The following is a 25,058-nucleotide window of genomic DNA, read 5'->3' on the forward strand; positions in this document are numbered from 1 at the left end:
CGCCATTCAAGAGATTATAAACTGGAGCCTATAAGCGGAATTGAACCGCCGACCTCTTCCTTACCAAGGAAGTGCTCTGCCTCTGAGCTATATAGGCGTCTCAAAAACTAAAATGTTATCCTAAAACTGGAGCGGGAAACGGGGCTCGAACCCGCGACCCTCAGCTTGGAAGGCTGATGCTCTAGCCAACTGAGCTATTCCCGCATCTATAAAACAAAATGGTGGTGAGACGTGGATTCGAACCACGGAAGACATAGTCAGCAGATTTACAGTCTGCCCTCGTTGGCCACTTGAGTATCTCACCAAAAACTTTGCAAAATAACATTTCAACTGGAGCTGGCTAAGGGACTTGAACCCCCGACCTGCTGCTTACAAGGCAGCTGCTCTACCAACTGAGCTAAGCCAGCAACAAATTAAACAAATTAAAGACTTGGGATTATAGCAGTTTTACGCTTAACTTGTCAAGAAATGATGACAGAAAGCTAAATTATTCGTATGGCACAGAGCATGGTTAAAATTTTAGCTATAATCTAGCTCAATTTGGCTTAACACAGCTCAAAGCTCATTAATATATAATATAAAAGAATTTATGGACATTTAAATTATGGCGAAAAAAAAACATAAAATTTCTACTTTAAAATACTTTTTGCGCTCTTTAAAGCAAATCTACATGCTCATCACTTTCAAGGAAAAAATGGTTTTTTTCTTGCTTGTGCTGATGGCTGTTTTTTCTTCTTTTGTGGAAGTGATGTCCCTAACCCTCCTAATGCCTTTTATCACTCTCGCTTCCGATCCTAGTAGGGCTTTAGACGATAAAGATTGGAAAATGGTCTATGATTTTTTCCATTTTTCATCTCCCGTTCGTCTTATGTATTTCTTTAGTTTTTGCTTGGTGGGGATTTATTTGTTCAGGATGTTTTATGGGGTGTCTTTCACTTATTTGAAAGGGCGTTTTTCCAATAAGAAAGCTTATCAAATCAAGCAACAACTTTTTTTACAGCACATTAAAAGCAACTACCTCTCCCACCTTAACCACAATTTGGATTCTTTAAGAGACATTATCAACAATAAAGCAGAAGGCATGTTTGCGAGTTTTAACGCTTTTTTGAATTTACTCACTGAATTAACCGTGATCGTTTTTTTCTATTCCACGCTATTAATCACTAACTGGAAGATAACGCTTGTATTCACTCTAATCATCTCCATACAAATTTTTATCATCACTAAAAAAATCACCGTTCTTATTCAAAAAAAGGGCGAAATAGCGGCAAAATCTAGGGCGCAAACGCTTAAAGTTTTTTCAAAATTTTTCAGCAATTTCAAAATCACTAAGCTCAAAGACAACCACGAAGAAGCCCACAAGCTTTTTGGAGAAAATAGCCGTAAAGCCCATGACACCGAGATCATTTACGCCACTTTACAAGTAGTCCCCAGGTATTCATTAGAAACGGTAGGCTTTAGTTTGTTGATTTTAGCGGTCGCTTACATTTTGTTCAAATACGGCGAAGCTAAAATGGTGCTCCCTACCATTTCTATGTATGCCCTAGCGCTTTATCGCACGCTCCCTTCTGTTACCGGCGTTTTGAATCAATACAATGAAATCGCTTACAACCAGCTTGCGACCAACATTGTTTTTAAAAGCCTTTCTAAAACCATCGTTGAAGAGGATTTAGTCCCTTTAGACTTTAATGAAAAAATCACTCTTCAAAACATTTCATTCGCTTACAAGTCAAAACACCCGGTTTTAAAAGATTTTAACCTCACCATTCAAAAAGGTCAAAAAGTCGCTCTCATAGGCCATAGCGGGTGTGGAAAATCCACGCTGGCGGATATTATTATGGGGCTTACCTACCCTAAAAGCGGGGAAATTTTTATTGATAACACCCTTTTAACCAACGAAAACAGGCGCTCATGGCGTAAAAAAATAGGCTATATCCCCCAAAATATTTACCTTTTTGATGGCACTGTGGGGGATAATATCGCTTTTGGGAGTGCCATAGATGAAAAACGCTTGATTAAGGTGTGCAAAATGGCTCATATTTATGATTTTTTATGCGAACATGAGGGCCTTAAAACCCAAGTGGGCGAAGGAGGCGCTAAGCTTAGCGGCGGTCAAAAACAGCGCATAGGCATTGCAAGAGCCTTATACGATAACCCTGAAATTTTGGTTTTAGATGAAGCCACTTCGGCCCTAGACAATGAAACCGAGAGTAAAATCATGGATGAAATCTATCAAATCGCCAAAAATAAAACCCTGATCGTTATCGCCCACCGCTTAAGCACGATTGAACGCTGTGAAGTCATCATTGATATGAGCCAACACAAAGACAATCTTGGCTAAAGTTGGCTTCACTCTTTTATAAAGTTTTGCAAATCAAACCCTTTAAAGCTCTCCAAATACTTCCCTTGATAGCCGTTTTGACCCACCAAATTTTTCAAAACCTTGCTGTTGTAACCCAAAAACGCCACTTTATTAGCCTTAGCGCTTTCATAGTCATTGACGCTATCGCCTATCATTAGCATGCGGCTTGGGTTATAGGCATATTTTTGAATGATATTGGCGATGATTTTAGGTTTATTAGGCGGACTCCCTTCAACGCTCTTAAAATATTTAATGATCCCTAAAAACTCGCACAACACTTGCAATTCGCTATGCAAGGCCGCTGAAGCGATATGGAAAACATGATTTTTATAATGCTTATCAATAAACGCCATCACTTCACTATTCAAATGCCCCCTATCAAAAAGCTTTTGTTCTATAATAGCACCAAACTCTAGGGCTAATGCACCCACTTCTTCTTGGGCGATAGGGGTTTTTAAAATCTCGTTATAAAAATATTGGATTTTTTCATTCCTTGAAATCCCCCCGCTTTGATAATGATAAACTTCAAATTGTTTCAAATTCTCTTGATTCTTATTGCCATGCTTTTGAAACAACGCCTTAAACCCTTCATATTTCAAATGCATGCTGTCAAAAATCACGCCATCAAAATCCCATAAAACCACTTCAAGCGCCATGATTTCCCCTTTTTTATAGGCTTATTTTGGTTTCATTTTACCTTATTCAAGCGATATTTAAGCGATTATTTTTGCCATTTAAAGGTTGGGATATTTTGACTCTTATTTGATAAGAATATGCAAACACTCTTTGGTGTGCGTGGCTTTGTGGGCGCGTTTGTTATCCGCTTTAAAACGCATGTAGGTTTTGGTCATCAAGGAGTAAGCGCCGTATTTTTTTAAAATATTTCCAATCTCTGTTTCACCCATAAGCCCTTCATTGTTATAGCTTAAAAAGATGTATTTGAATCGCACTGTTTTGATTAAATTTTCAAAAGCGTTTAAGATTTTAGCGCGAGAGCAAAACGATGATCTCTGGTAACTGGGCAAGCCGGTTTTGCCTTTTGGAGCAAAGGGCGTATAAGCGGCAATCGTGTTTAATAAATGGTAATTCGCCCCGTATTGCCTCGCATTATAAGGAGGGTCTAAATACAAAATATCTCCTGAAATCTTTTCAATCAACTCGCTAGCGTCTTGCTGATACACTTCGTTAGCGTTTGAACTCAAATCAAAATCAGCGCCTTTTAAAATGAGTTCTTTTTGAGCGCTTTTTTTAAGGCGTTTTAAAAAAGCCCCATAAACTGAAGCGGTGTTAGCCACCTTGTCCGCGCTTTCTAATAGCGATGCGAGCAAAAAATAATACGCATGATTATCAATGTTTTGAGAAAGCTTAAGCTCTTCAATTTTCAAACGCATCGCATCAATTTTTTGAGCGTTTGTTTCACTAAAATACTGCCTTGAACTCCCCCCTAAAGAATAATGCGAATAGATAAAGCCCTTTTTTAAAGCAACGCTATTGAGTCTATCAATAAGCTCTTCTTTATTGGGGATTTCTTGAATGTTGCCGATATAATTTTGATTCAAAACAAAGCTATAATATTCCAAATCATTAGAGATGATTTTATGGACAGCCTTTTTAAACGTGCGCCCCACAATGCCCGTCCCAGCGAATAGATCACAAAAAATCGCGCCAGAGAGATCATTGGCTGCAACCGCATGGATATTTTCCTTAATAAAGGGAATGAGTTTGTATTTAGAGCCGATGTAATTCATTGATCTGCGATTGCATGCTTCTTTGAAAATGGTATGGCTATTGTTAAAGTTAAATTTTATGTATTGTAACATAACTTGATCATGAATAAGTCTTAACTCTCCACGATTAAAATAATCCTAAAACCAACTAATCAATCCTATGTGAAACAATGATCGTTTTTTAATACTGCACGCCCTACCAATCACTTCATTAAAACAACGAAACAGCCCCCTATTATAAACAAAAACTTTTTCTATCGCAACTGCCCATTAAAACACCGCTAGAAAAACAGCGACACCCCCCCTACTAGCTGAATGCATCAAAACTTTTGCCGCTATTACCCTATTTTCTAGTAGATTCTTTTATGGATACCATTTTTATATTCTTCCCTTTGATGTGGTTACAGCCACTATAGCGCCTGAAACTTGTACATTAACAGCGTTACTACCATAAGTTCTTTTATGGTTACCATTCTCATATTCTTGTATTTTGCCATTAACGACTTTAACTACAACCGCCATTATAAACCTCCTAAAATATAAATTGTGATATACCCAACATCAAATTATCAGTCTAGTCTATAGCCTAACCAACAGATAAATCTTAATTTGAGTATTTAATCACAAAATCCCCAAAGAATAGCTTAACAACAAACTCGCTTAACTCTCATAAAATCAGTCTTATTAACCAATTTACCTCAAAATAAACCCGCACGGCATAAACTCCAACCGCTTATCTAAAATTAACGATCCTTTGTGATGGTTTTAGCTTTAGCGCCTACAGCCGTAGAACCTGTGGGTAAATCTGAAAGCACCACCGCATTAGCCCCAATCTTCACATCATCACCCACGCAAATCGCGCCCAAGACCTTAGCCCCAGCCCCCACTACCACTCGGTTGCCTAAAGTGGGGTGGCGCTTGCCCTTGAACTTGCCCGTGCCCCCTAGAGTTACGCCATGATAAATGGTAACATCATCTCCAATCTCTGTGGTCTCGCCAATCACCACACCCATGCCATGATCAATAAAAAGCCCTCTCCCAATCTTAGCGCCCGGGTGGATTTCTATCCCGGTAATAAAGCGCGCTAACTGAGAAAGTGCGCGCGCAATAAAATAAAACCCTTTCTTGTGCAACGCATGCGCTAGGCGGTGGCAAAGCAGTGCATGAATGCCTGGATAAAGCAAAAGAATCTCCCACTTATTCCTAGCTGCCGGGTCTTCTTGCAAGACACGCTCCAGGCTATAAGACAAATCCAGCATGATAGAGACTCCGGTTGAAATATATTTGAATCAACATGACTTAAGCAGATTTTTTCTCATCCATTCCAGTGAGAGCGCCCCTTTCTAAAGAAAGAAGCTTTCTAACTAAAGCATTCCATTGAATGCTAACACGAAAGGCTTTGTTCTTTAAAGTTTGCATGGATATTTCCTACCCCAAAAAAATTAGTGGGATTTTAACATCTTTTAGCTAAATCATTATACCTAAACTCACACTCCTTTTATAATGGGTTAAACAATCCTTTAAAAAAGGTTTAAAAACTCACTAATCCATCATTATATTTGGCATAAAACTATTTTAAATGAAAAATAAAAAGCAGATTGAAAAAGATTATCAGCAATGGTGCCGAAGGTCGGACTCGAACCGACACGGGATTGCTCCCACCAGATTTTGAGTCTAGCGTGTCTACCAATTCCACCACTTCGGCGTATTATAGAGCAAAGAGTGAGATTATACCCACTTATTCCTTAAAGAAACTTAATGGTGCACTGGGCGAGACTCGAACTCGCACGAGATTGCTCCCACCACCCCCTCAAGATGGCGTGTCTACCAATTCCACCACCAGTGCTAAAAATTTAAAGCAGGTATTATAGCTAAATTACGCTTTTTAAGCAATAATTTAGCCCGTCAAAACCCTTAACTTAAGAATGGGTTACTATAAATAGCGATAATAGCAAACACTAGAGTATAAATCACTTGCGCTTCAATCATCGCCATGGCGACAAACATGGTGGTGAGCAATTTACCGCCCACTCCTGGGTTCCTCGCTGTGCCTGTAATGGTCGCTGCAGCCGCATTCCCCATGCCGATCGCCCCACCAAAAGCGGCAATCCCTAGACCGATCATCGCTCCTAAGATAGAATAGGATTTAATCATATCCATCCCACCCATTCCACCATCATGAGCGAAAGCAACACCCGCTAAAGCCAGAAAAAATAACGCTAAAAATTTCATTTTCGCACTCCGTTTTCAAAAATTAGGCTTGATTTTCATTTCGAATCGTTCCTCTACTTTCAAAAATACAAGCAAGAATTTATTTTAATACAAACTAGCTTAAAAACACTTTTAAAAAACGCTTTTTAAAATTTTAAGCCAAATCCAAAGCGATTTTACCCTTATTGAAACTAATCACCCTACATTTGATGCTATCGCCTTCTTTTAAAACCACTTGACACCTGTCCATGTTTTGCTTTCTTAACAAGCCTTCGCCTCCCTTAGGCAAGCTTAAAAACGCCCCAAAATCCACGATTCGCTTCACTTGAGCTTCTAATACCTCATCAATAGCGTATTGCTCCAATTCTTGATCCAAAGAATGCAAGTAGTTTAAAATAAATTCCTTCGTTTTCAAAACCCGTTCTTTATTCCCCATGATTTTCACTTCACCGCTCGGTTTGTTCAAATCAATTTTAACCTCAAACTTTTCTACTATCTCTCTGATCACACGCCCCCCTTGACCGATAATTTCTACAATTTTATCGGGCTCGACATTAAAAATCTCCGTTGTGGGCAAATGGGAAAAATTGATCACAATCTTTTCTTTCGCTTCATGCATGATTTTTAAAATATGCTCTCGCGCTTTTTTAGCTTGGAGTAAGGCTTGGTATAAAACCTCTAAATGGATACCGCTCATTTTGGTATCCATTTGCATGGCCGTAATGCCTTCTAAATTCCCGGCAATCTTAAAATCCATATCGCCTTCTGCGTCTTCTAATCCGCTAATATCGCTTAAAATGGCGTGATCTTGCCCTTCGCTCACCATGCCCATAGCCACCCCAGCGACTAAATCATAAATTTCCACACCGCTTGCATAAAGGGCTAAAGAGCCTGCGCACACGCTCGCCATTGAGCTTGAACCATTGCTTTCTAAAATCTCAGAAACCAATCGTATCACCTGCTCTTTATTTTTAATGCTCGTTTCTAAGGCCCTTTTAGCCAAATTCCCATGCCCTAATTCGCGCCTTGAAGTCGCGCCAATAGAACTCGCTTCGCCCACGCAAAAAGGAGGGAAATTATAATGAAACATGAAGCGCTCTTTAATAGGGGCTTTATGCTCCAAACTCTCATGGGTTTGAGCGTCATTATCCGTGCCTAAAACCCCTACCACTAAGCTTTGCGTTTGCCCCCTAGTGAATAAAATGGAGCTATGCGCCATAGGGAGCAAATCGCTCTCTATCAAAATGGGCCGCACTTCTTCTAACGCGCGCTTATCCGGGCGGATTTTATCCTTAATAATCATGCGCCTTATCTCAGTTTTTTTCACTTTTTCTAAAGACAATTCAATTTCTTCTAAACTGAATTCTGAGTGGGCTTCACTGATTTTTCTGGCAATTTCATTGAAAACATTTTCTCGCTCGCTCAAAGCAGAACTTTCAATGCCTTTGATGATTTCATCAAAATACTGATTTTTTAATAAATCTAACAGCCTTTCATTAAAAATTATTCCTTGGCTCTCTTTGAAAAGCAGCTCGTTTTGGTGGGGCGTGAAAATCTCTTCATAAAGCGTGCAAGTTTCTTTCAAACTTTTTTGAGCCAATTCTAAAGCTTTTAGCATTAAAGGCTCTTCTAAAGCGTTTAATTGTTGCCCCAAAGAGCGCATTTCTATCATGTTCAAACTCTCTTTTGTGCCGGACACGAACAAATCCAAACTGGATTGATTCAAAAGGCTTGTGTTAGGGTTAATGATAAATTCGTTACCAATCCTAGCGATCCTGCAAGCGCTCACGCTTTTAATGGGAGCGATATGGGATAAAAAGAGAGCGGCTGAAGCAGCGTTTAAAGCAGAAACTTGCAAGTCATTTTCAACATCATGGCTTAAAACCATTAAAGTGATCTGTGTGGGGTAGCGGTAATCTTTAGGGAATAAAGGGCGTAAAGTCCTGTCTATAAGCCTAGAGGTTAAGATTTCAAAATCTTGCGCCCTGCCTTCTCTTTTAACAAAGCCGCCCGGGATCTTTCCGGCTGCATAAGATTTTTCTAAAAACTGCACCACTAAAGGCAGAAAATCTTCACCCACAGGCTCTCTTTCTACGCACACGCTCGCTAAAATGATGGTTTTTCCTAAGCGATACATAAGAGAGCTGGTGGCTTGTTTGGCCACTTGTTTGAGAGCGAACTCTTCGGTTTTGTTACTAGAAGTGATGGTGATAAAATCCATATTTAATGTTCCTTTTTTAAATTAGGCGCGTTGTTGGCGCCCAAGTATTTTTCAATTTCTTCATTGCTTAATCGCTTGAGTTCTTTATAATGATGCTCCACAGAGACAAAACATTCAGGGCGATACACGCTAATCACCCCATCGCATAAACTTTCTAAGCCTTGAGCGACATTTTGCGCGACAATGGGGGTTAAAATATAAATGTCTTGGCATTCTTTTTTCAAGCAAGTTTGCACGCCCAATCCTGCTCTAAACCCGGTTTCAATCCCCCTATCTACGATAAAAATATTTTTATCTTTTAAGCTTTTGATCGCATTGCCTTTGCGATACTGATAGATGTAGGACAAAATGTCTTCTTCATAAGCTCGCTTGGCTTCTCCATAAACATAGTCTAAAGTGATGTCAAAGGAATTGATCAAACTTTCATTCATCACTATATCCATGCTCTCACTCACCAAAGCGATCTCGCATTTTGAGTTTAAAGGGGCTAGGATAGGTTCTAAAAAAAGTATATCATAAGTCGCTCCAAATTTTTGCGCTAAAGCGTTAGCTAAATACAAAGCGTTAAAACTCAAAGCGAGCATGATGGAATCTTTTAAATCAATGTGGCGCGTGTGGATTTCATTAATCAATTTGTTCAAAGCGTCTTCTTCATTGATAAAACGCATGCCCTCTATATCAGTGATATAGCTAAAGTCAGTATTCAAATGCATTCCTTTTTTACTTACGCTGTAAAGAGCGGTAAGTTACATTGGTTTTAGTGATCGGTGAAAAGTCTAATTCTAGCTTAACATAGTTATTTTCAAACACTCTTATAGGCTGGTTGGGATCGCCGGTGAGAATAGGGCGCCGTTGGTTGACGAATTGAAAGCCAATCCCAAAACAACGGATTTTTTTATAAATCCCCACATTCCAATTTAAAACCACATTATTTCTAATATCATAACCCACATCCGCGCTCATGGAAAAATAGCCAAAGTCGTTGCTAAAACCCGCCTTTAAATAATCCGCAGGATTTTCTACAATGCTATTAATCCCACTGCTAAAATTGTTTTTTAGAAAATAAGAGAGGTTAAAGCTTAAAAACTTGCGTTGGTAATTGGCGTTCACAGAGATTTCTTCTAGGCGGTTTTGATAAAACGAATAAAAGACATTCCCAAAGATATTCAATCCTGTTAAGGGTGAAAACCCGATCTTGCTCTCTAATGGCATCCTGAAGGGCGAAACCTTATCGTCAAGATTGATGAGTTGTGATATTTTAAAATACAATAACTCTTGCCCCCCTAAGCCATAAAGGTATTGCGTTAGGGTTAAATTCACCGTCTTATTGCTCGCATTGCTAGGTAAAATGCTGTTAGGATTCCACACAGAGTTATACAAACGCCCTTGATAATCATAATCTCTCAATAAAGGCGAAGTGTAGCTGTTTAAGGCTTGCGCGCTTAAAGCATACATGTTTTGAGAAAATAAGCCGTTTTTAAAGGTGTAATAAGGGATGTTGAAAATCGCTTCCAATTGGATCGTGTGGAAAAGCTTGTTGTATTCTCTGGCTAAATCCGTATTGACATACATGGAAAAATTTGAAGACACAAAGTTCCCAAATTCCCTTGATTCATTAGGGATCGTAGGCACGAAGGAATTTTTAGATTGCACTAAAGCCACATTAGATAGTTGGAGATCATTCCAAAGCCCTATAGACAAATACTTTTTAAACAAAGAAAATTGCAAGCCCACCGGCACATTCAAAGCGTTTTGCACATAGCCATAACCGATCTCTCTTGCGGTGTTTCTAAACTGATAATCCACCGAATACAACAAATTTTTAAAATACAAAGAATTTAAATATTTATGGTATTGCAAATTAGGGACAGATTGGAAAGTGCGGTTATTGTTGATTTTATTCAGGTTTAAAAAATACTTGATATTCAAGCCGTAATAATGATTTTCTGTTTGCAAATAGTAATTCGCCCTAGACATGTGCGTGGCGTCCGTGATACGCTTATTAACCTTTTCAAAACGCACATAGTCCAAATCGTTCATGTATAAAAAGTCAATGTAATGCCCGTTGTCAATATTAGACTTAAGATGAAAGTATTTTTGTAGAGTGTCCCTGCTAGAGCTTAAAAATTCAAACCCGTAGATATTTTGATTCCTCAAATCATAGCGTTTGACATATTGAGTGTAATTCCTAAAATAGCGCGCATTGAATAAAAACCTGTCGTCTTTAGAGTTGATGTAGCGCGCTTCAAAATTCAAGCCAAAACCCCTTTTATAACGGATTTGTGGGGTAAAGGTCATATCCCATGAGTTTTTGGGGGCTAAATAAAAGGGTTGCAAATAGATAAAGCCGTCTAAATTGGAAGTGCCAAATTCAGGGTATAAAAACCCGGTAGTTCTTTTATTGCTCGTGGACATGAAAATATAGGGCAAATACAATACAGGAATATCGCCGACATAGATCTTAGGATTCCACATAGACAAATGCGATTTTTGCATGTTGAATGAGCCTGAAGTCGCATTGACATGCCAAATGGGGTTATCAATGCTGCACCCTGAAGCGCTCATGTTTTTAATCTTATATTTTTGATCCTTCCCGCTAGCAATATCCGCGCTCACCCAAATCCCGCTCACGCTGTCTTGGACATAAAAGGGGAAAATGATTTCATATTTTTCATTCAAACTCAATTTCACATAATCGGTTTTAATGAGTAAGCCCTCGCCCTTATAAACCTTGATATTCCCTTCTAATAGTGCTTCTTTAGTCTTGGTATTATAACGCACCTTGTCCGCTAAAATATACACATCATAATTCAATAAGATCGCATTCCCTGATGCGGTTATCACATTGTCTTTAGCGCTCACTTTATCCGCAAGGATTTCAAAAATCTTATGGTTTTGTTTGTCAAATCGTTGCATAGCGATTTCTTTAGCGTCTAATGCACTCAACAAAAAAAAGACCGCCAGATACAACCAATAAATCATGATTAAAACAACACCAAAAGACTTTTGCTTTTTTCTTCATGCCACGCCCTATGATAGGGGTTTTTAAACACTACAAACCATAAAAAGGGGCATAGAAAAACCACGATCTTTAACCCTAAACGCTTCAATAAAATAGCCCTACTGGGGCAATCTGCTAAATAAATATCAATAATTTTAATCCTAAAAACCAGTTTAGCCAAACTCATCTTGCACAAACACACAAAAAAGATTTCATAAACGCCATACAAGATGATAAATCCCATCGCAACAAACACGCCATGATAAATGGGGTTAGCCAGCCAGTATAAAGAATGCAAGAAATCGCACGCCCTTAAAAGATCGCTCAATAAAAACGCTACCAACAAACCATCGGTTAAAAACGCTAAGATGCGCCAATACAAGGGGCATAAACGCATTTTTTCACGCATAAGGAGTGTTTCTATGATTTCAGTTTCTTCTTTTTCTAAATTTGGAGAGCGCATTCAAAAACAAACAAGACAAACTCTTTGGTTTGTCTTAAACTTCAAGAGTATTCTTTCAAATCTAACACCTTAAAACCAATATCCTTGCGATAAAACATGCCTTCAAAATGCACTTTTTGAGCGATTTCATAAGCATGGTTTCTGGCTTCTAATAAGGATTTTCCTCTGCCAATGGCAAAGATCACCCTCCCCCCACTGCTTTCAAACACGCCGTTATCCTGCTCCACCTCCCCTAAAATCAAATGACCCTTTTTTTCATCAACCGGATCAATATAAAGGGTTTGTTTGGGCGAAGAGCTGGTGGGGTAATTCCTAGAAACGAGCGCCACACTCATCACAAATTCTTTAGAAAACACCAATTCAAGAGAATTTAATTCCCCTTTGGCTGTAGCCAAACACAAATCTAAAAGCGAGCTTTCTAAAAGGGGTAAAATCGTCTGGCATTCAATATCTTTAAAACGCACGCTAAAATCCAATAAATACGGCTCTAAAACGCCCTTTTCTTCTATAACCACAATTTCAGCGAGTAAAACCCCTTTAAAAGGCGTGTTATTAGCCTGAAATTTCTCTAAAGTGGGTTTAAAGATATGATTTTTTATTTTCTCTTCCAATTCATTAGAGAAAAAGTTTGCAGGAGCGATGGCCCCCATACCCCCCGTATTGACTCCATTATCCCCCTCTAATAAGCGTTTGTAGTTTTGGCAAAAGGGCAACAAGATAAAATCATCATTGGCTATGAGCGCTGTAACTGAAAGCTCAAACCCCTCTAAAAAAGGCTCTATGATCACAGGCTCATTATTTTGTTTGAAAGCGTCTTCAAGGGTTTTTAGCGCTTCTTCTTGATGATGGACAATGCTTGTGTTTTTATTCAACGCTTTAATCACTAAAGGGAAGGAAGCGTTTTGAATGTGATTGAGAGCTTCTTTTAAATCGTTTGTTTCAAAGTAAGACGCGCTTTTGATGCCACACTCTTTAACAAAAGCTTTCATATAGCTTTTAGAAGCCTCTAACTTAGCCGCTTCTTTAGAAGCCCCAAACACTAAAATCCCCGCTTTTTCTAGCATTTCTGTAAGCCCTAAAATCAAAAGCTTTTCTTCTGAAATGATGGCTAAATGGATCTGTTTTTTTAGGGCTAATTCCACGATATGCTCGTAATGTTCGCATTCTAGATTCTCGCCTAAATCTTGAGTGCCACCATTACCCAAACAAAAATACAAAGCATTCACTCGCTCATCTTGCTGAAGCCTTTGAGCCAAAGCATACTCTCGCCCCTTATTCCCCACAATTAAAACATTATAGTTATTGTTATCTTTCATGTCTTTCCTGCAATGTGGTTGTTTTTAAACCCAGATGACCGCTACTTTTACATGCGCATAAGTTCAACAAACCTACACTAATAAGGCTAGGAGAATTTTCTTAGGGGCAGATTTAAAAAATGCCATCACACAAAAACCACTACCTTAGCCTAACTTATTTTTTCAACGAACTTGCCATCAATAAGAAACACGAATCATCTAGGCGATGCTGACAATTATACTTAAATTTTAAAGAAATTCCATGCAAAAATATTCAAGCGATCTGTGATAGTTTTAATTGGCGTTTAGGCGTTTAAGACAAATTGACTGATCTATTTCAACCTTTCTTTATACGCCATTTCCAAACTGCTATACCCTTTTTTCAGTTCTCCCACATCGCCAAAAGCCACCACTTTAGCTTCTTTTAAAAAAATCGCGCTGTCTAAATACTTTTCCACATCCACCACCAAATGCGTAGAAACTAACAAGCTTGCGTTTTGGCTAAATTCCTTAGCGATGAGTTCAAAAATCTCTTCTCTTGCAATAGGGTCAATCCCAGCCACCGGCTCATCAAAAAGATACAAAGAAGCGTTTCGTGATAGGGTTAAAATCAGCTGTAATTTTTCCCTCATGCCTTTTGAAAGGGCTTTGAACTCTCTTTTTAAAGGCACGCTGAAGCGTTTGAGCAAATCTAGGGCTTTTGATGGATCAAAATCGCTGAAAAAATCCTTGTAAAAAGCGATCGCTTTTAAAGGCGTTAATTTAGGATCTAAAAAATCGCCATCGCTTAAAAACGCCACGCTTTTTTTAGTCTCTATGCCGATCTTTTGATTTAAAATTTTCACTTCCCCTTGATAGTTCAAATTCAATCCGGCTAAAATTTTTAACAGAGTGGTTTTGCCCGCTCCATTAGGGCCTAAAAGCCCTATAAATTGCTGTTTGGGTAGTTTCAAATTGATATGGTCTAACGCTTTTAAACTCCCATAGGTTTTAGTCAAATTCTCTATTTCTACTAGCATTTTAATTCCCCGAATTTGCGCACTCTTTTGTAAAAATCGCTAATGATATTTTCTAAATCTTTAGGGGTGAAATCAGGCCATAAAATCGGCGTGAAAAACAATTCCGCATAGCTGGATTGCCACAATAAAAAATTAGACAAGCGCATTTCCCCCCCCGTTCGTAACAATAAATCCACTTCCGGCAAATCGCGCGTGTCTAAACGATTAGAAATTTCATTTTCTAAACTTTCTAAAAGGCTTATATTGCTAGGCGGGCTTTCTAGCAAGCTTTTAAATGCCCTTGAAAGCTCGTTTTTAGATCCGTAATTGAGGGCTAAAACTTGCGTAAAATCCTTAAAATGCCTGGTATCGTTTTCAAGCTGCAAGATCGTCTCTCTCAGTTCTTTAGAAAAGCCCTCTAAATCCCCTATCGCTTTAAAGCGTATGTTATTATCCAAGTAAGTGGATCGCTCATCTTTAAGGTATTTTTTAAGCATTTTCATTAAAAAATCCACTTCACTTTTAGGGCGTTTCCAATTTTCTGTAGAAAAAGCGTATAAAGTCAAGCATTCTAGCCTATGATTAGCGCACCAGATCGTGATGTCTTTAAGGGTTTTTACGCCCTTTTTATGCCCATAAGCCCTAGCTTTATTCTTTAATTTAGCCCACCTGCCATTACCATCCATAATAATGGCAAGATGTTTGAGAGTGTTATCCAATACCTTTACCCTTTAAAGAAATTCTTTATTATACACCATTTAAAGCGTGCAAGCATCCACTAAATAAGCGATATGCTGCCAAGAAAAGTGGGTTTTTTCACTCAAACCGATCTCGCAAGTGCTGGAAGTGGAAAAACCCCTTTTAAGATCATAGGATTGGTAAAACTCTTGAAAGCCGTTTAAAGCGCTCTCGTTCAATTCAGGGGTAAAAAAGCCCTTATTCCCCGCAAAGGCGCAACAACCCGTCTCTTTGTGGATAACAATCTCGCCTAAAGTGCATTTTTTAGCCAAATTGAATAACAACTCTTCTTTATTTTCTAACTTTAAAGCGCACATCGTGTATAGCCCTATATCTTCGTTAATGGGGTTGAATTTTAATTTAGGGCTTAGAACTTCTTCAATATAGACGCTCAAATCATAGACTTTCAAATCCTTATAAGCTTTCATTTGCTTGAAAAAATGCGTCGAACATGCGCTATGGTCTAAAACGATCGGTATTTTTCCCTTATCGCTTAATTGCAAAAAAATCGCATGGTTTTTTTCATTGTTTTGTTTGGTCAAGTCGGTGTAATTGATAAAGGCTTTCCCGCAACAAAGTGCACTCAATCCATTAGGATACATTACCGAAACTTTGGCTTTTTGGCATAAGGATTCAAACACTTCTTGAATGCATCTTTTATCCGCCATTTTGGTTGATGGAGCGAACGAGCGGTTGATGCAAGTGCTGAAATAAATGACTTTTTCTTCGCTCTTATGCGTTTTATTTTCTAAAGGATAGGCGTTGTTTTTGGGCATGTAATGAAAGGCTTTAGGGAAGGGCTTGATGAATTTTTTAATCCCTTTGGTCAGGCTTACTAAGTTGTGAGAGCCTATGAGATTTTGAACTAAGCGAGCGCTTTTTAAAGAAAAACGAGCCACGCTTGTGGTTGTTTGCATGTTATTAAGGATCTTTGAAGCGATCTTTTCGCCTTTAGGGTTTTTTTGATAATAATTTAGGGCGATCTTTCCGGTATCAATTCCTAAAGGGCATAGCATAGAGCACATATGGCACACCGCGCAAGTGGCGTGCGCTAAATATTCAGACTCTTTTAAAAGCTCATTTAATAGAACTTGATCTTTATGATGACCATGACTTACCCTTTCTTTTAAGCGCTCTATCTCTCTGTGGATAACGATTCGTTGTCGTGGCGTTAAAGATAAATCTTTGCTAGGGCAAATCCTTTCACAAAACCCGCATTCCATGCACATGTCCAAATGCTCTTCAATAGGGTGAATGCTCTTTAAATTTTTAGTGTGGATTTCTTTATCGTTTGTGATGATCACATCAGGGTTTAAAATGCCGTTAGGATCAAACAATTCTTTGATTTGTTTGTGGATTTTATAGGCTTTTTCTCCCCACTCCATTTCCACAAAGGGGGCTACCATCCTGCCTGTGCCATGTTCGGCTTTAATAGAGCCAGAGCTTTCGCTCACCATTAAAAACATGTCAGAAACTAAATTTTCAAACGCCTTTCTTTCAGTTTCATTTTCTAAAATCGGCGTAACGACAAAGTGCAAATTCCCGCTTAACGCATGCCCAAAAATAATGCTATTATCCTTAAAGCCATGTTTTTTTAAAAGCCCTTCAATCGCTTTTGCCCCCTCTACAAAATTTTCTTGACTAAAGCACACATCTTCAATGATCACAGAGCTTTGGCTTTTTCTTTGAGACGCTGCGATAGGGAAAATGCCTTTTCTGATCTTCCACCACGATTGGTAAATAGTAGGATCACTGCTGATTTGAGAATCTAAAACGACCGGTATCGTGATCAAAGCGTTTAAAATCGTTTGCATGTTGTTTTCTAAAATTAAAGGATCATCGCTTTCGCTTTGAATGAGTAAGCATGCGTTAGGCTCTTTGATTTCTAAAATCACTCTGGGCATGCCCTCCAAACCTTTCACGCTTTTTAAGGACGCATAATCCATAAGCTCTGCTGAAGAAATCATTTCAGGCTGTTTGGCTTTTAAGGCGGCTAAAATTTGAGCGGCTTTGGCGCATCGCTCTAAATTTTCATAAAACAATAACGCGCAAGTTTTATAAGCGTAATCTTTCACGCATTCTAATTCCACGCTTGAAATAAAGCCTAAAGTCCCCTCAGAGCCTATGAATAAATGGCTAATGATTTCAATAGGATCTTCAAAATCAATGAGAGCGTTTAAGCTATAGCCGGTGGTGTTTTTGATCTCGTATTTTTTCTTAATTAAAGCATGCAATTCTTTATCTTCTAAAATCTCTTTTCTTAAATTCAAAACCCCTTCAATCAAATCTTTACGTGCGTTTTTGAAACCCTCAACGCTCTTTTGATTGGCGGTGTCTAAAAGAGTGCCATCGGCTAAGATCACTCTTAAAGATTTTAGGGTTTTGTAGCTGTTTTGCTCCACCCCGCAACACATCCCGCTAGCGTTATTGGCAACAATCCCCCCTATCATAGCGGTGTTTATCGTAGCGGGATCTGGGCCTATTTTTTTATGATAAGGTTTCAATAAAGCGTTCGCATTACTTCCTATGACTCCGCATGAGAGCTGAATGCTTGTAGCGTTGTCTAAAATTTTAGCGTCTTTGAAAAAATGCGTAGCCATCACCAGCACCCCATCACAGCTCGCTTGCCCTGATAAGGAACTCCCAGCCGCTCTAAAAGTCAATGAAACGCCATGCTTTTTGGCTAAAACACAAAGCTTTTGAACTTCTTCTTCATCCTTCACCCAAGCGACTATTTTAGGGATATAACGATAACAAGATGCATCAATGCCATAAGCCAAACGGCGTAAATAATCCTTAAAAATCCTATCGCTTAAAAACCCGCTCGCTTCGGTAAAAAAAGCGTCATAATTTTCTTGCATACATGCTCCTTAAACATTCCTATTTATCAAATCATTGTAACATAACCTTACTTTAAAAATTAAGGATAAACATGCTTGAAGATTATGCAATCAGTTTAGAAGAAGTCAATTTCAATGATTTTATTGTCGTAGATGTGCGCGAGTTGGACGAATATGAAGAATTGCATTTGCCTAACGCCACGCTCATTAGCGTCAATGACCAAGAAAAGCTCGCTGATTTTTTATCCCAGCACAAAGACAAAAAAGTGTTGCTCCATTGCAGGGCTGGCCGCAGGGCTTTAGATGCGGCTAAAAGCATGCATGAATTAGGCTATACGCCCTATTATTTAGAGGGCAATGTCTATGATTTTGAAAAATACGGCTTTAGAATGGTCTATGATGACGCTTGCGGTAAAAAAAACTAGGCATGAGGGAGATTGTATGGGTGCATTCTCAAAGAATCGCCCCTTATAAGACTCTCATTTTAAATGAATTTTGCTACTATCCCTTAGAATTAGATCCAACCCCTTTTAACGCCCTTATTTTCACTTCTAAAAATGCGGTGTTTTCCTTGCTGGAAACTCTAAAAAACAGCCCCAAACTCAAAATTTTACAAAACATTCCTGCTTACGCTTTGAGCGAACCCACCGCAAAAACTTTACAAGATCACCATTTTAAAGTCGCCTTTATAGGGGAAAAAGCCCATGGCAAAGAGTTTGTTCAAGAAATCCTTCCTTTATTGGAAAAAAAAAGCGTTTTGTATCTCAGGGCAAAAGAGATTGCTTCTTCTTTAGACACCATTCTTTTAGAGCATGGCATTGATTTCAAGCAAGCCGTTGTTTATGAAAACAAGCTCAAACATTTAACCTTAAGCGAACAAAACGCCCTAAAACCCAAAGAAAAGAGCATCCTTATTTTTACTGCCATAAGCCATGCAAAAGCCTTCTTGCACTATTTTGAATTTTTAGAAAATTACACCGCTATAAGCATTGGCAACACGACCGCTCTTTATTTGCAAGAGCAAGGCATTCAAAGCTATAGCGCTAAAAAGCCCTCCTTAGAAGCATGTTTAGAACTGGCTTTAAGTTTGAGGGTTAAAGAATATTAAAAACATCTCATTATAATGCTCTCAGTGATTTTTTAAAGGATGATGCATGAATTTTATTTTTTTATGGGCCGCTTTAGGGGGAGCTATAGGGAGTTCGCTAAGGTATTTTGTGGGCAAAATGATGCCCAGTAAATTTTTAATGTTTGAAAGTTTCCCTTTAGGGACTTTTAGCGTGAATATCATAGGGTGTTTTGTCATCGGCTTTATGGGGCATTTGGCTGTTAAAAAAGTTTTTGGTGATGATTTTGGGATTTTCTTTGTCACTGGGGTTTTAGGAGGTTTTACGACCTTCTCTTCTTACGGGTTAGACACTTTAAAGCTCTTGCAAAAATCCCAATACATTGAAGCCGTTTCTTATGCCTTAGGCACTAACATTTTAGGGCTTATTGGGGTAGCCATTGGTTGGCTTTTGGCTAAAAATTTTGTAGGCATTAATTAAAAAACGCTTTTTAGCGTTTTATTAACGCTTGATTCAAGCAGAGCCTTACAACAGCCACAAAGCCATTTCATCGGCCATGAAAAAATCGCTCGCTACCAATCGGTCATTTTTAATGAAAGCCTTGTTTTCTTCAATCAAAAACTTTACTTTATTTTCATCTAAGAAATTAAGCTCAACCCCCAGCGCGCACCTCAAGCCTAAAAACAGCTTTTCTAAGCGCTTGTCTTGTTCGCTAAGCGTTTCAACTTGGCGTTTTAGCGGGTCTTTGATGTAGTTTTCTATGAGTTTTTTTGCATAAAAGCGCTCATTCGCCACGCAGCCTACAGCCCCAGCCCCACACCCTAAATAATCTTTAGCCCCCCAGTAAGCCAAATGGTGCTTGACTTGATAATTTCTAGCGTAATTAGACACTTCGTATTGCTTGAAAGAAAAGCCCTCTAAAATTTCTTTTATGGCATTGTCAAAATTGGTGCATGAGGGTTTTTTGGCGTTTTTTTCTAAATTCGTGTTTTTTTCAACACTCAAAGCATAAGCGCTCAAGTGGTTGATAGGGAGTTCTTTAGCGAGTTTTAATTCTTCTTTTAAAGAGTTTTCATTGTCCAATGGGGTGTTATAAATCAAATCTATGCTGACATTTTCAATCCCGCTTTTTAAAATAGTTTCTATCACAGGAGCGATATTTTTGGAATGTTGGCGCTCTAAAAACAATAATTTATCCTCTCTAAAACTTTGCACCCCTAAACTCAAGCGGTTGATCCCTAAATCTTTTAGGCCTTGACACCAAGCTTTAGTGATCAATTCGGGGTTAGCTTCAGTGGTGATCTCACAATCCATGCTCAAGCGCGCATTGCGGTAAATGCTTTCAAAAATCCTTTCAAAAGACTCCACGCTTAAAGTGTTAGGCGTGCCGCCGCCAATAAAAACGCTCTCAATTGGTTCATCAGTTTGGCTTAAGGCATGCTTTAAATCCAGGCATAGCGCTTGAGTGTATTCTTCTTTTAGCCCATGCTTATTTTCATAGGAATTGAAAGCGCAATAACCGCATTTATTTTCACAAAAGGGGATATGAATGTATAAAATCATATTTATTTCTCTCATTTTCATTTCATTTTAAGCGAAACTTAAACTTGTAATTGTATCATTTTAAGGTTATTTTGATAAGCATGAGGAGACACACTATGAAAAAGGTTATTATGGCTTTAGGCGTTTTAGCGTTCGCAAACGCTTTGATGGCAACAGATGTTAAGGCTCTTGCAAAAAGTTGTGTCGCTTGCCATGGGGTTAGGTTTGAAAAAAAAGCTTTAGGCAAAAGCAAAATCGTCAACATGATGAGTGAAGCGGAAATTGAAAAAGAGCTTATGGATTTTAAAAGCGGTGCCAACAAGAATCCTGTCATGACCGCGCAAGCTAAAAAATTAAGCGATGAAGACATCAAAGCTTTAGCCAAATACATCCCCACTCTCAAATAAACCCTTTTAGTTTTAGTAGCACTGTTTGGGCGCTATTAAAATGGGTTTCAAGCCCTTTTTTTTAATTTTTGATTTTAATGGCATTCTTAACCCTACTTAAAGCCAGCATGCATTATAATACCATCTTGATCAAACAAGAAAGAGCTAGAATAAAGACCTATGCTACATAAAAAATATCGTCCTAATGTTGCGGCTATCATTATGTCGCCAGATTACCCTAATACATGCGAAATTTTTATCGCTGAGCGCATAGATATTGAAGGAGCGTGGCAGTTCCCCCAAGGGGGCATTGATGAGGGTGAAACCCCCTTAGAAGCGCTCCATAGAGAATTATTAGAAGAAATTGGCACGAATGAAATAGAGATTTTAGCGCAATACCCCAGATGGATCGCCTATGATTTCCCAAGCAATATGGAGCACAAATTCTATTCGTTTGACGGGCAAAAGCAACGCTATTTTTTAGTGCGCCTAAAGCATGCTAACAACATTGATTTGAACAAACACACGCCAGAATTTAGAGCCTACCAATTCATCCATCTTAAGGATTTGCTTAAAAAAATCGTTCCCTTTAAGCGTCAAGTGTACCGCCAAGTCATTGCTTATTTCAGAAGAGAGGGGTATTTAGGGTGTTAATCGTTCAAAAATACGGCGGCACGAGCATGGGCAGCGTAGAAAGGATCCACAATGTCGCCCAAAGGGTTTTAGAAAGCGTTAAATTAGGGCATCAGGTGGTGGTGGTGGTTTCGGCGATGAGCGGCGAAACCGATAGGCTTTTAGAATTTGGCAAGAATTTTAGCCATAACCCTAACAAGCGAGAAATGGACAGGATTGTAAGCGCGGGGGAATTGGTTTCAAGCGCGGCTTTGAGCATGGCGTTAGAGAGGTATGGGCATAGAGCCATTTCCTTGAGCGGGAAAGAAGCGGGCATTTTAACCAGCTCGCATTTTCAAAACGCCGTGATCCAATCCATTGACACCAAACGCATCACAGAGCTTTTAGAAAAAAACTACATTGTGGTGATCGCTGGGTTTCAAGGCGCTGACATTCAAGGCGAAACAACGACTTTAGGGCGTGGGGGGAGCGATTTGAGCGCGGTCGCTTTGGCCGGGGCTTTAAAAGCGCATTTGTGCGAAATCTATACGGATGTGGATGGCATTTATACCACCGATCCGCGCATTGAAGAAAAGGCTCAAAAAATCGCGCAAATCAGCTACGATGAAATGCTTGAACTGGCTTCTATGGGGGCTAAAGTTTTATTGAACCGATCGGTGGAATTGGCCAAAAAACTCAGCGTCAAGTTAGTGACTCGCAATTCGTTTAACCATAGCGAAGGCACGCTCATTGTGGCTGAAAAAGACTTTAAAGGAGAACGCATGGAAACCCCTATAGTGAGTGGGATCGCATTGGATAAGAATCAGGCTCGTGTGAGCATGGAGGGCGTGGAAGACAGGCCAGGCATTGCCGCTGAAATCTTTGGCGCTTTAGCGGAGTATCGCATTAATGTGGATATGATCGTCCAAACGATCGGCAGAGACGGCAAAACCGATTTGGATTTTACGATCGTTAAAACCCAAATAGAAGAAACCAAGCAAGCCTTAAAGCCTTTTTTAGCGCAAATGGATTCCATTGATTATGATGAAAATATCGCTAAAGTTTCCATAGTGGGCGTGGGCATGAAGTCGCATTCTGGGGTAGCGAGTACCGCTTTTAAAGCCCTAGCCAAAGACAATATCAATATCATGATGATTTCTACAAGCGAGATTAAAATTTCGGTTTTGATTGACATTAAATACGCTGAATTAGCCGTTAGAACTTTGCATGCGGTGTATCAACTGGATCAATGAAAAATTTCTACGACTGGATTAAGGAATTTGTGCGCGATCAGGGGGAATTTATCGCCCAACAAAGCGGGTGGCTAGAATTGGAGCGATCCAGTTATGCTAAACTCATCGCGCAAACCATCTCGCATGTGCTTAATGGCGGATCGCTGTTAGTGAGCGCTGATTCTTCTAGGCGCTGGTTTTTAAACTACATTCTTTCTAACCTAAACCCCAAAGATTTAAAAGAGCGCCCCTTATTGTCAGTCATTGATTTTAACGCTTCTTCTTTCTACCCCAAAAACGATGCAAATCTCTCTCTAGCCACCATAGAGATGACTTATCAAAACCCCATGTTTTGGCATGTTGGGAGGGTTGAAAATGAAGGCTTGAAAACGATACTACTGAGCAAAATCCCTAGTTTTTTATGGCTTTTTGAAGAGCTTAAAGAAGATTGCTTGCTTTTAAAAGAGCATGACATCTTATTGGATTATAAATTATTGCAACTCTTCAAACTCTTTGAAAACGCGCTTTTTAGTGCGCTATACAATAAGATCACTCTGTGAAAAACTTCAACCGCCTTATTTATACGGACAATCTTGAAGAGAGCCTAGAAGAGACTGCAAGCCTTTTCAAGCGCCACATTAAATTCTACACCGAGATCATTGAAAAAGACAAAAAGGTGATCAAAACTTTTAACAAGGACTTTAAAATAGAGCATGCCAAAGAAGTTATTTCAAAGGCTCATTTAAAACACAGCGAACCAAACGCCTTTTTAATCGCTGCGCCTAGTTATGGCATAGAAGCCCAAAACGCGCTTTTAAAAATCTTAGAAGAACCCCCAAATAATGTTTGTTTTATCATGTTTGCTAAAAGCCCAAACCATGTTTTAGCCACCATTAAATCCCGCCTAATCAAAGAAGACAAGCGCCAAAAAATCCCCCTAAAACCTTTAGATTTGGATTTATCAAGGCTGGATTTGAAAGATATTTATGCGTTTTTAAAAAATTTAGACAAAGAAAATTTTGATTCCAGAGAAAATCAGAGAGAAAAAATTGAAAGCCTGTTAGAAAGCGTTAATAGGCATAAAATCCCATTAAACGAGCAAGAATTGCAAGCCTTTGATTTAGCGATCAAGGCTAATAGCTCTTATTACAAGCTCAGCTATAATCTTTTACCTTTACTTTTAAGCCTTTTATCTAAAAAGAAAACGCCATGATTTTAAAACGCCTTAACCCGGATGCGCTCAAAAACGCCCTTTTAAAAACCGGATCAGAAAAATGCGCTCAAACCCATATGCATAAAAAAGGCGTTAGCTTTGTTTTTGAAATCCAACATCTGCCCTTAAGCGCAACGCTGATTTTAAAACAAGAGGCCATCAGCGTTGGGGGCGATTTCGCCACGCCAAGAGATTGTATTTTAGCTAAAGAGCCTTTTTATGATGGGGTGCTGATTGTGAGCGCTAGCCAGTTAGAACGCCTTATTGTCAAGTGCCATTCCCAACCCTTTGGGCTTAAAAATTTAGCGCAAGAATTAAAAAGCCACCTTAAATCCCAGAAACCTAACGCCCCACAGATCATGGCAATTTTGAATCTCACGCCGGATAGTTTTTATGAAAAAAGCCGGTTTGATAGTAAAAAAGCGCTTGAAGAAATCTATCAATTATTAGAAAAGGGTATCACGCTCATTGATATAGGCGCGGCCAGTTCAAGGCCACAGAGTGAAATCATTGATCCAAAAATAGAACAAGATCGCTTAAAAGAAATTTTATTAGAAATCAAATCCCAAAAACTCTACCAATGCGCTAAATTCAGCATAGACACCTACCATGCCACAACCGCCCAAATGGCTTTGGAGCATTATTTTTCCATCCTTAATGATGTGAGCGGTTTTAGTAGTATTGGAATGCTAGAAGTCGCCAGAGATTACAAGCCCACTTGCATTTTAATGCACACTCAAAAAACCCCCAAAGACATGCAAGAAAATGTTTTTTACCACAATCTGTTTGATGAAATGGATCGCTTCTTTAAGGAAAAACTAGAGGTTTTAGAAAAACACGCGCTTCAAGATATTATTTTAGATATAGGGTTTGGATTCGCTAAATTAAAAGAGCATAATTTAGCCTTAATCAAGCATTTAAGCCACTTCCTCAAATTCAAAAAACCCTTATTGGTGGGAGCGAGTCGTAAAAACACGATCGGGCTTATCACCGGGCGTGAAGTTCAAAACCGGCTCGCCGGCACTTTGAGTTTGCATTTAATGGCGCTACAAAATGGAGCGAGCATTTTAAGAGTGCATGACATTGATGAGCATATAGATCTCATCAAGGTGTTTAAGAGTTTGGAAGAAACAAATTGAAAAGCGCTCCA

At 39.0% G+C, this 25,058-nt stretch carries 23 protein-coding genes, 6 tRNA genes and 1 pseudogene; 10 read left to right on the forward strand and 20 right to left on the reverse strand.

Going from position 1 to position 25,058, the window contains the following annotated elements; translation table 11 throughout:
• Positions 1 to 22: 22 nt before the first annotated feature.
• From HPSH112_RS05930 to HPSH112_RS05945, 4 genes are all read right to left on the reverse strand, one after another.
• A tRNA-Thr gene (locus tag HPSH112_RS05930) sits at positions 23 to 97 on the reverse strand.
• 30 nt (positions 98 to 127) lie between these two features.
• Positions 128 to 204: transfer RNA gene (locus HPSH112_RS05935), tRNA-Gly, on the reverse strand.
• A gap of 15 nt (positions 205 to 219) precedes the next feature.
• Positions 220 to 304: transfer RNA gene (locus HPSH112_RS05940), tRNA-Tyr, on the reverse strand.
• A 27-nt stretch (positions 305 to 331) separates the two neighbouring features.
• Positions 332 to 407 (reverse strand) — tRNA-Thr (locus HPSH112_RS05945).
• Positions 408 to 604: 197 nt separating this feature from the next.
• Here HPSH112_RS05945 and HPSH112_RS05950 point away from each other — a divergent pair.
• Entirely contained in the window at positions 605 to 2,341 is a 1,737-nt protein-coding gene (locus HPSH112_RS05950; protein WP_001074954.1) for an ABC transporter ATP-binding protein/permease, read from the forward strand.
• A gap of 8 nt (positions 2,342 to 2,349) precedes the next feature.
• On the opposite strand, the gene HPSH112_RS05955 is transcribed toward HPSH112_RS05950, so the two are convergent.
• The 15 genes and pseudogenes from HPSH112_RS05955 to HPSH112_RS06025 form a co-directional block, all read right to left on the reverse strand.
• Complete coding sequence (locus tag HPSH112_RS05955; RefSeq protein ID WP_001163054.1) at positions 2,350 to 3,018, reverse strand: HAD family hydrolase; 669 nt, start codon at positions 3,016 to 3,018, stop codon at positions 2,350 to 2,352.
• Between the two features lie 102 nt (positions 3,019 to 3,120).
• Positions 3,121 to 4,110 carry a DNA adenine methylase gene (locus tag HPSH112_RS05960; protein ID WP_001106443.1) on the reverse strand — a complete coding sequence of 330 codons (990 nt, stop codon included), beginning with the start codon at positions 4,108 to 4,110 and terminating at the stop codon, positions 3,121 to 3,123.
• A 329-nt stretch (positions 4,111 to 4,439) separates the two neighbouring features.
• A pseudogene (locus tag HPSH112_RS08385) lies at positions 4,440 to 4,611 on the reverse strand (IceA2 protein).
• Between the two features lie 221 nt (positions 4,612 to 4,832).
• The gene (gene cysE / locus HPSH112_RS05965; RefSeq protein WP_000886307.1) at positions 4,833 to 5,348 is read right to left on the reverse strand and encodes a serine O-acetyltransferase; all 516 of its coding nucleotides are present in this window, start codon (positions 5,346 to 5,348) and stop codon (positions 4,833 to 4,835) included.
• A gap of 359 nt (positions 5,349 to 5,707) precedes the next feature.
• Positions 5,708 to 5,794: transfer RNA gene (locus HPSH112_RS05970), tRNA-Leu, on the reverse strand.
• Between the two features lie 54 nt (positions 5,795 to 5,848).
• Positions 5,849 to 5,935, reverse strand: a tRNA-Leu gene (locus tag HPSH112_RS05975).
• Between the two features lie 68 nt (positions 5,936 to 6,003).
• The gene (locus HPSH112_RS05980; RefSeq protein ID WP_000669961.1) at positions 6,004 to 6,321 is read right to left on the reverse strand and encodes a F0F1 ATP synthase subunit C; all 318 of its coding nucleotides are present in this window, start codon (positions 6,319 to 6,321) and stop codon (positions 6,004 to 6,006) included.
• Between the two features lie 133 nt (positions 6,322 to 6,454).
• Positions 6,455 to 8,521 (reverse strand): polyribonucleotide nucleotidyltransferase, encoded by a 2,067-nt coding sequence (locus tag HPSH112_RS05985; RefSeq protein WP_000345885.1) that lies wholly within the window; start codon positions 8,519 to 8,521, stop codon positions 6,455 to 6,457.
• A 2-nt stretch (positions 8,522 to 8,523) separates the two neighbouring features.
• Positions 8,524 to 9,228, reverse strand: a complete 705-nt coding sequence (locus tag HPSH112_RS05990) for a phosphoribosyltransferase (RefSeq protein WP_014662275.1) — start codon at positions 9,226 to 9,228, stop codon at positions 8,524 to 8,526.
• A 13-nt stretch (positions 9,229 to 9,241) separates the two neighbouring features.
• Positions 9,242 to 11,503 carry an LPS-assembly protein LptD gene (locus HPSH112_RS05995; RefSeq protein ID WP_000641060.1) on the reverse strand — a complete coding sequence of 754 codons (2,262 nt, stop codon included), beginning with the start codon at positions 11,501 to 11,503 and terminating at the stop codon, positions 9,242 to 9,244.
• Between the two features lie 2 nt (positions 11,504 to 11,505).
• Positions 11,506 to 11,985, reverse strand: coding sequence for an RDD family protein (locus tag HPSH112_RS06000; protein WP_001257408.1), 480 nt, complete (start codon positions 11,983 to 11,985; stop codon positions 11,506 to 11,508).
• Positions 11,986 to 12,026: 41 nt separating this feature from the next.
• Entirely contained in the window at positions 12,027 to 13,301 is a 1,275-nt protein-coding gene (gene purD, locus HPSH112_RS06005; RefSeq protein WP_000654446.1) for a phosphoribosylamine--glycine ligase, read from the reverse strand.
• A 311-nt stretch (positions 13,302 to 13,612) separates the two neighbouring features.
• Positions 13,613 to 14,299, reverse strand: a complete 687-nt coding sequence (locus tag HPSH112_RS06015; protein ID WP_000959583.1) for an ABC transporter ATP-binding protein — start codon at positions 14,297 to 14,299, stop codon at positions 13,613 to 13,615.
• A complete protein-coding gene (locus HPSH112_RS06020; protein ID WP_000370689.1) occupies positions 14,293 to 14,997 on the reverse strand; it encodes a di-trans,poly-cis-decaprenylcistransferase in 705 nt (234 codons plus the stop codon). Before HPSH112_RS06020 ends, HPSH112_RS06015 begins: the two co-directional genes overlap by 7 nt.
• A 39-nt stretch (positions 14,998 to 15,036) precedes the next feature.
• Complete coding sequence (locus HPSH112_RS06025; RefSeq protein WP_001157733.1) at positions 15,037 to 17,877, reverse strand: FAD-binding and (Fe-S)-binding domain-containing protein; 2,841 nt, start codon at positions 17,875 to 17,877, stop codon at positions 15,037 to 15,039.
• A 71-nt stretch (positions 17,878 to 17,948) separates the two neighbouring features.
• Between HPSH112_RS06025 and HPSH112_RS06030 the strand changes: the two genes are divergently transcribed.
• Genes HPSH112_RS06030 through crcB form a run of 3 tightly spaced genes read left to right on the forward strand, consistent with a single transcriptional unit; the run spans position 17,949 to position 19,403 of the window.
• Entirely contained in the window at positions 17,949 to 18,281 is a 333-nt protein-coding gene (locus tag HPSH112_RS06030) for a rhodanese-like domain-containing protein (protein ID WP_000888830.1), read from the forward strand.
• 2 nt (positions 18,282 to 18,283) lie between these two features.
• Complete coding sequence (locus tag HPSH112_RS06035) at positions 18,284 to 18,964, forward strand: uroporphyrinogen-III synthase (RefSeq protein ID WP_001207010.1); 681 nt, start codon at positions 18,284 to 18,286, stop codon at positions 18,962 to 18,964.
• A gap of 46 nt (positions 18,965 to 19,010) precedes the next feature.
• Positions 19,011 to 19,403 (forward strand): fluoride efflux transporter CrcB, encoded by a 393-nt coding sequence (crcB, locus tag HPSH112_RS06040; RefSeq protein ID WP_001009235.1) that lies wholly within the window; start codon positions 19,011 to 19,013, stop codon positions 19,401 to 19,403.
• Between the two features lie 45 nt (positions 19,404 to 19,448).
• Here crcB and hemW read toward each other — a convergent pair whose 3' ends face one another.
• The gene (gene hemW, locus HPSH112_RS06045) at positions 19,449 to 20,486 is read right to left on the reverse strand and encodes a radical SAM family heme chaperone HemW (RefSeq protein ID WP_014534297.1); all 1,038 of its coding nucleotides are present in this window, start codon (positions 20,484 to 20,486) and stop codon (positions 19,449 to 19,451) included.
• A 95-nt stretch (positions 20,487 to 20,581) separates the two neighbouring features.
• Between hemW and HPSH112_RS06050 the strand changes: the two genes are divergently transcribed.
• The 6 genes from HPSH112_RS06050 to folP all read left to right on the forward strand — a co-directional run bounded on the left by HPSH112_RS06050 (position 20,582) and on the right by folP (position 25,047).
• Positions 20,582 to 20,872, forward strand: coding sequence for a c-type cytochrome (locus HPSH112_RS06050; RefSeq protein WP_000755888.1), 291 nt, complete (start codon positions 20,582 to 20,584; stop codon positions 20,870 to 20,872).
• A 159-nt stretch (positions 20,873 to 21,031) separates the two neighbouring features.
• On the forward strand, positions 21,032 to 21,505 hold the full coding sequence (locus HPSH112_RS06055) for an RNA pyrophosphohydrolase (protein WP_000902577.1): 474 nt from the start codon (positions 21,032 to 21,034) through the stop codon (positions 21,503 to 21,505).
• On the forward strand, positions 21,499 to 22,716 hold the full coding sequence (locus HPSH112_RS06060) for an aspartate kinase (RefSeq protein WP_000909695.1): 1,218 nt from the start codon (positions 21,499 to 21,501) through the stop codon (positions 22,714 to 22,716). Before HPSH112_RS06055 ends, HPSH112_RS06060 begins: the two co-directional genes overlap by 7 nt.
• Positions 22,713 to 23,255, forward strand: coding sequence for a HobA family DNA replication regulator (locus HPSH112_RS06065; protein ID WP_000788278.1), 543 nt, complete (start codon positions 22,713 to 22,715; stop codon positions 23,253 to 23,255). Before HPSH112_RS06060 ends, HPSH112_RS06065 begins: the two co-directional genes overlap by 4 nt.
• On the forward strand, positions 23,252 to 23,908 hold the full coding sequence (locus tag HPSH112_RS06070; protein WP_000787902.1) for a DNA polymerase III subunit delta': 657 nt from the start codon (positions 23,252 to 23,254) through the stop codon (positions 23,906 to 23,908). The genes HPSH112_RS06065 and HPSH112_RS06070 overlap by 4 nt, the downstream gene beginning before the upstream one ends.
• A complete protein-coding gene (gene folP, locus HPSH112_RS06075) occupies positions 23,905 to 25,047 on the forward strand; it encodes a dihydropteroate synthase (protein WP_000601393.1) in 1,143 nt (380 codons plus the stop codon). The genes HPSH112_RS06070 and folP overlap by 4 nt, the downstream gene beginning before the upstream one ends.
• The last annotated feature ends 11 nt before the right edge of the window (positions 25,048 to 25,058 follow it).

Source organism: Helicobacter pylori Shi112, from assembly GCF_000277405.1.
Classification (GTDB): Bacteria; Campylobacterota; Campylobacteria; order Campylobacterales; family Helicobacteraceae; genus Helicobacter; species Helicobacter pylori_C.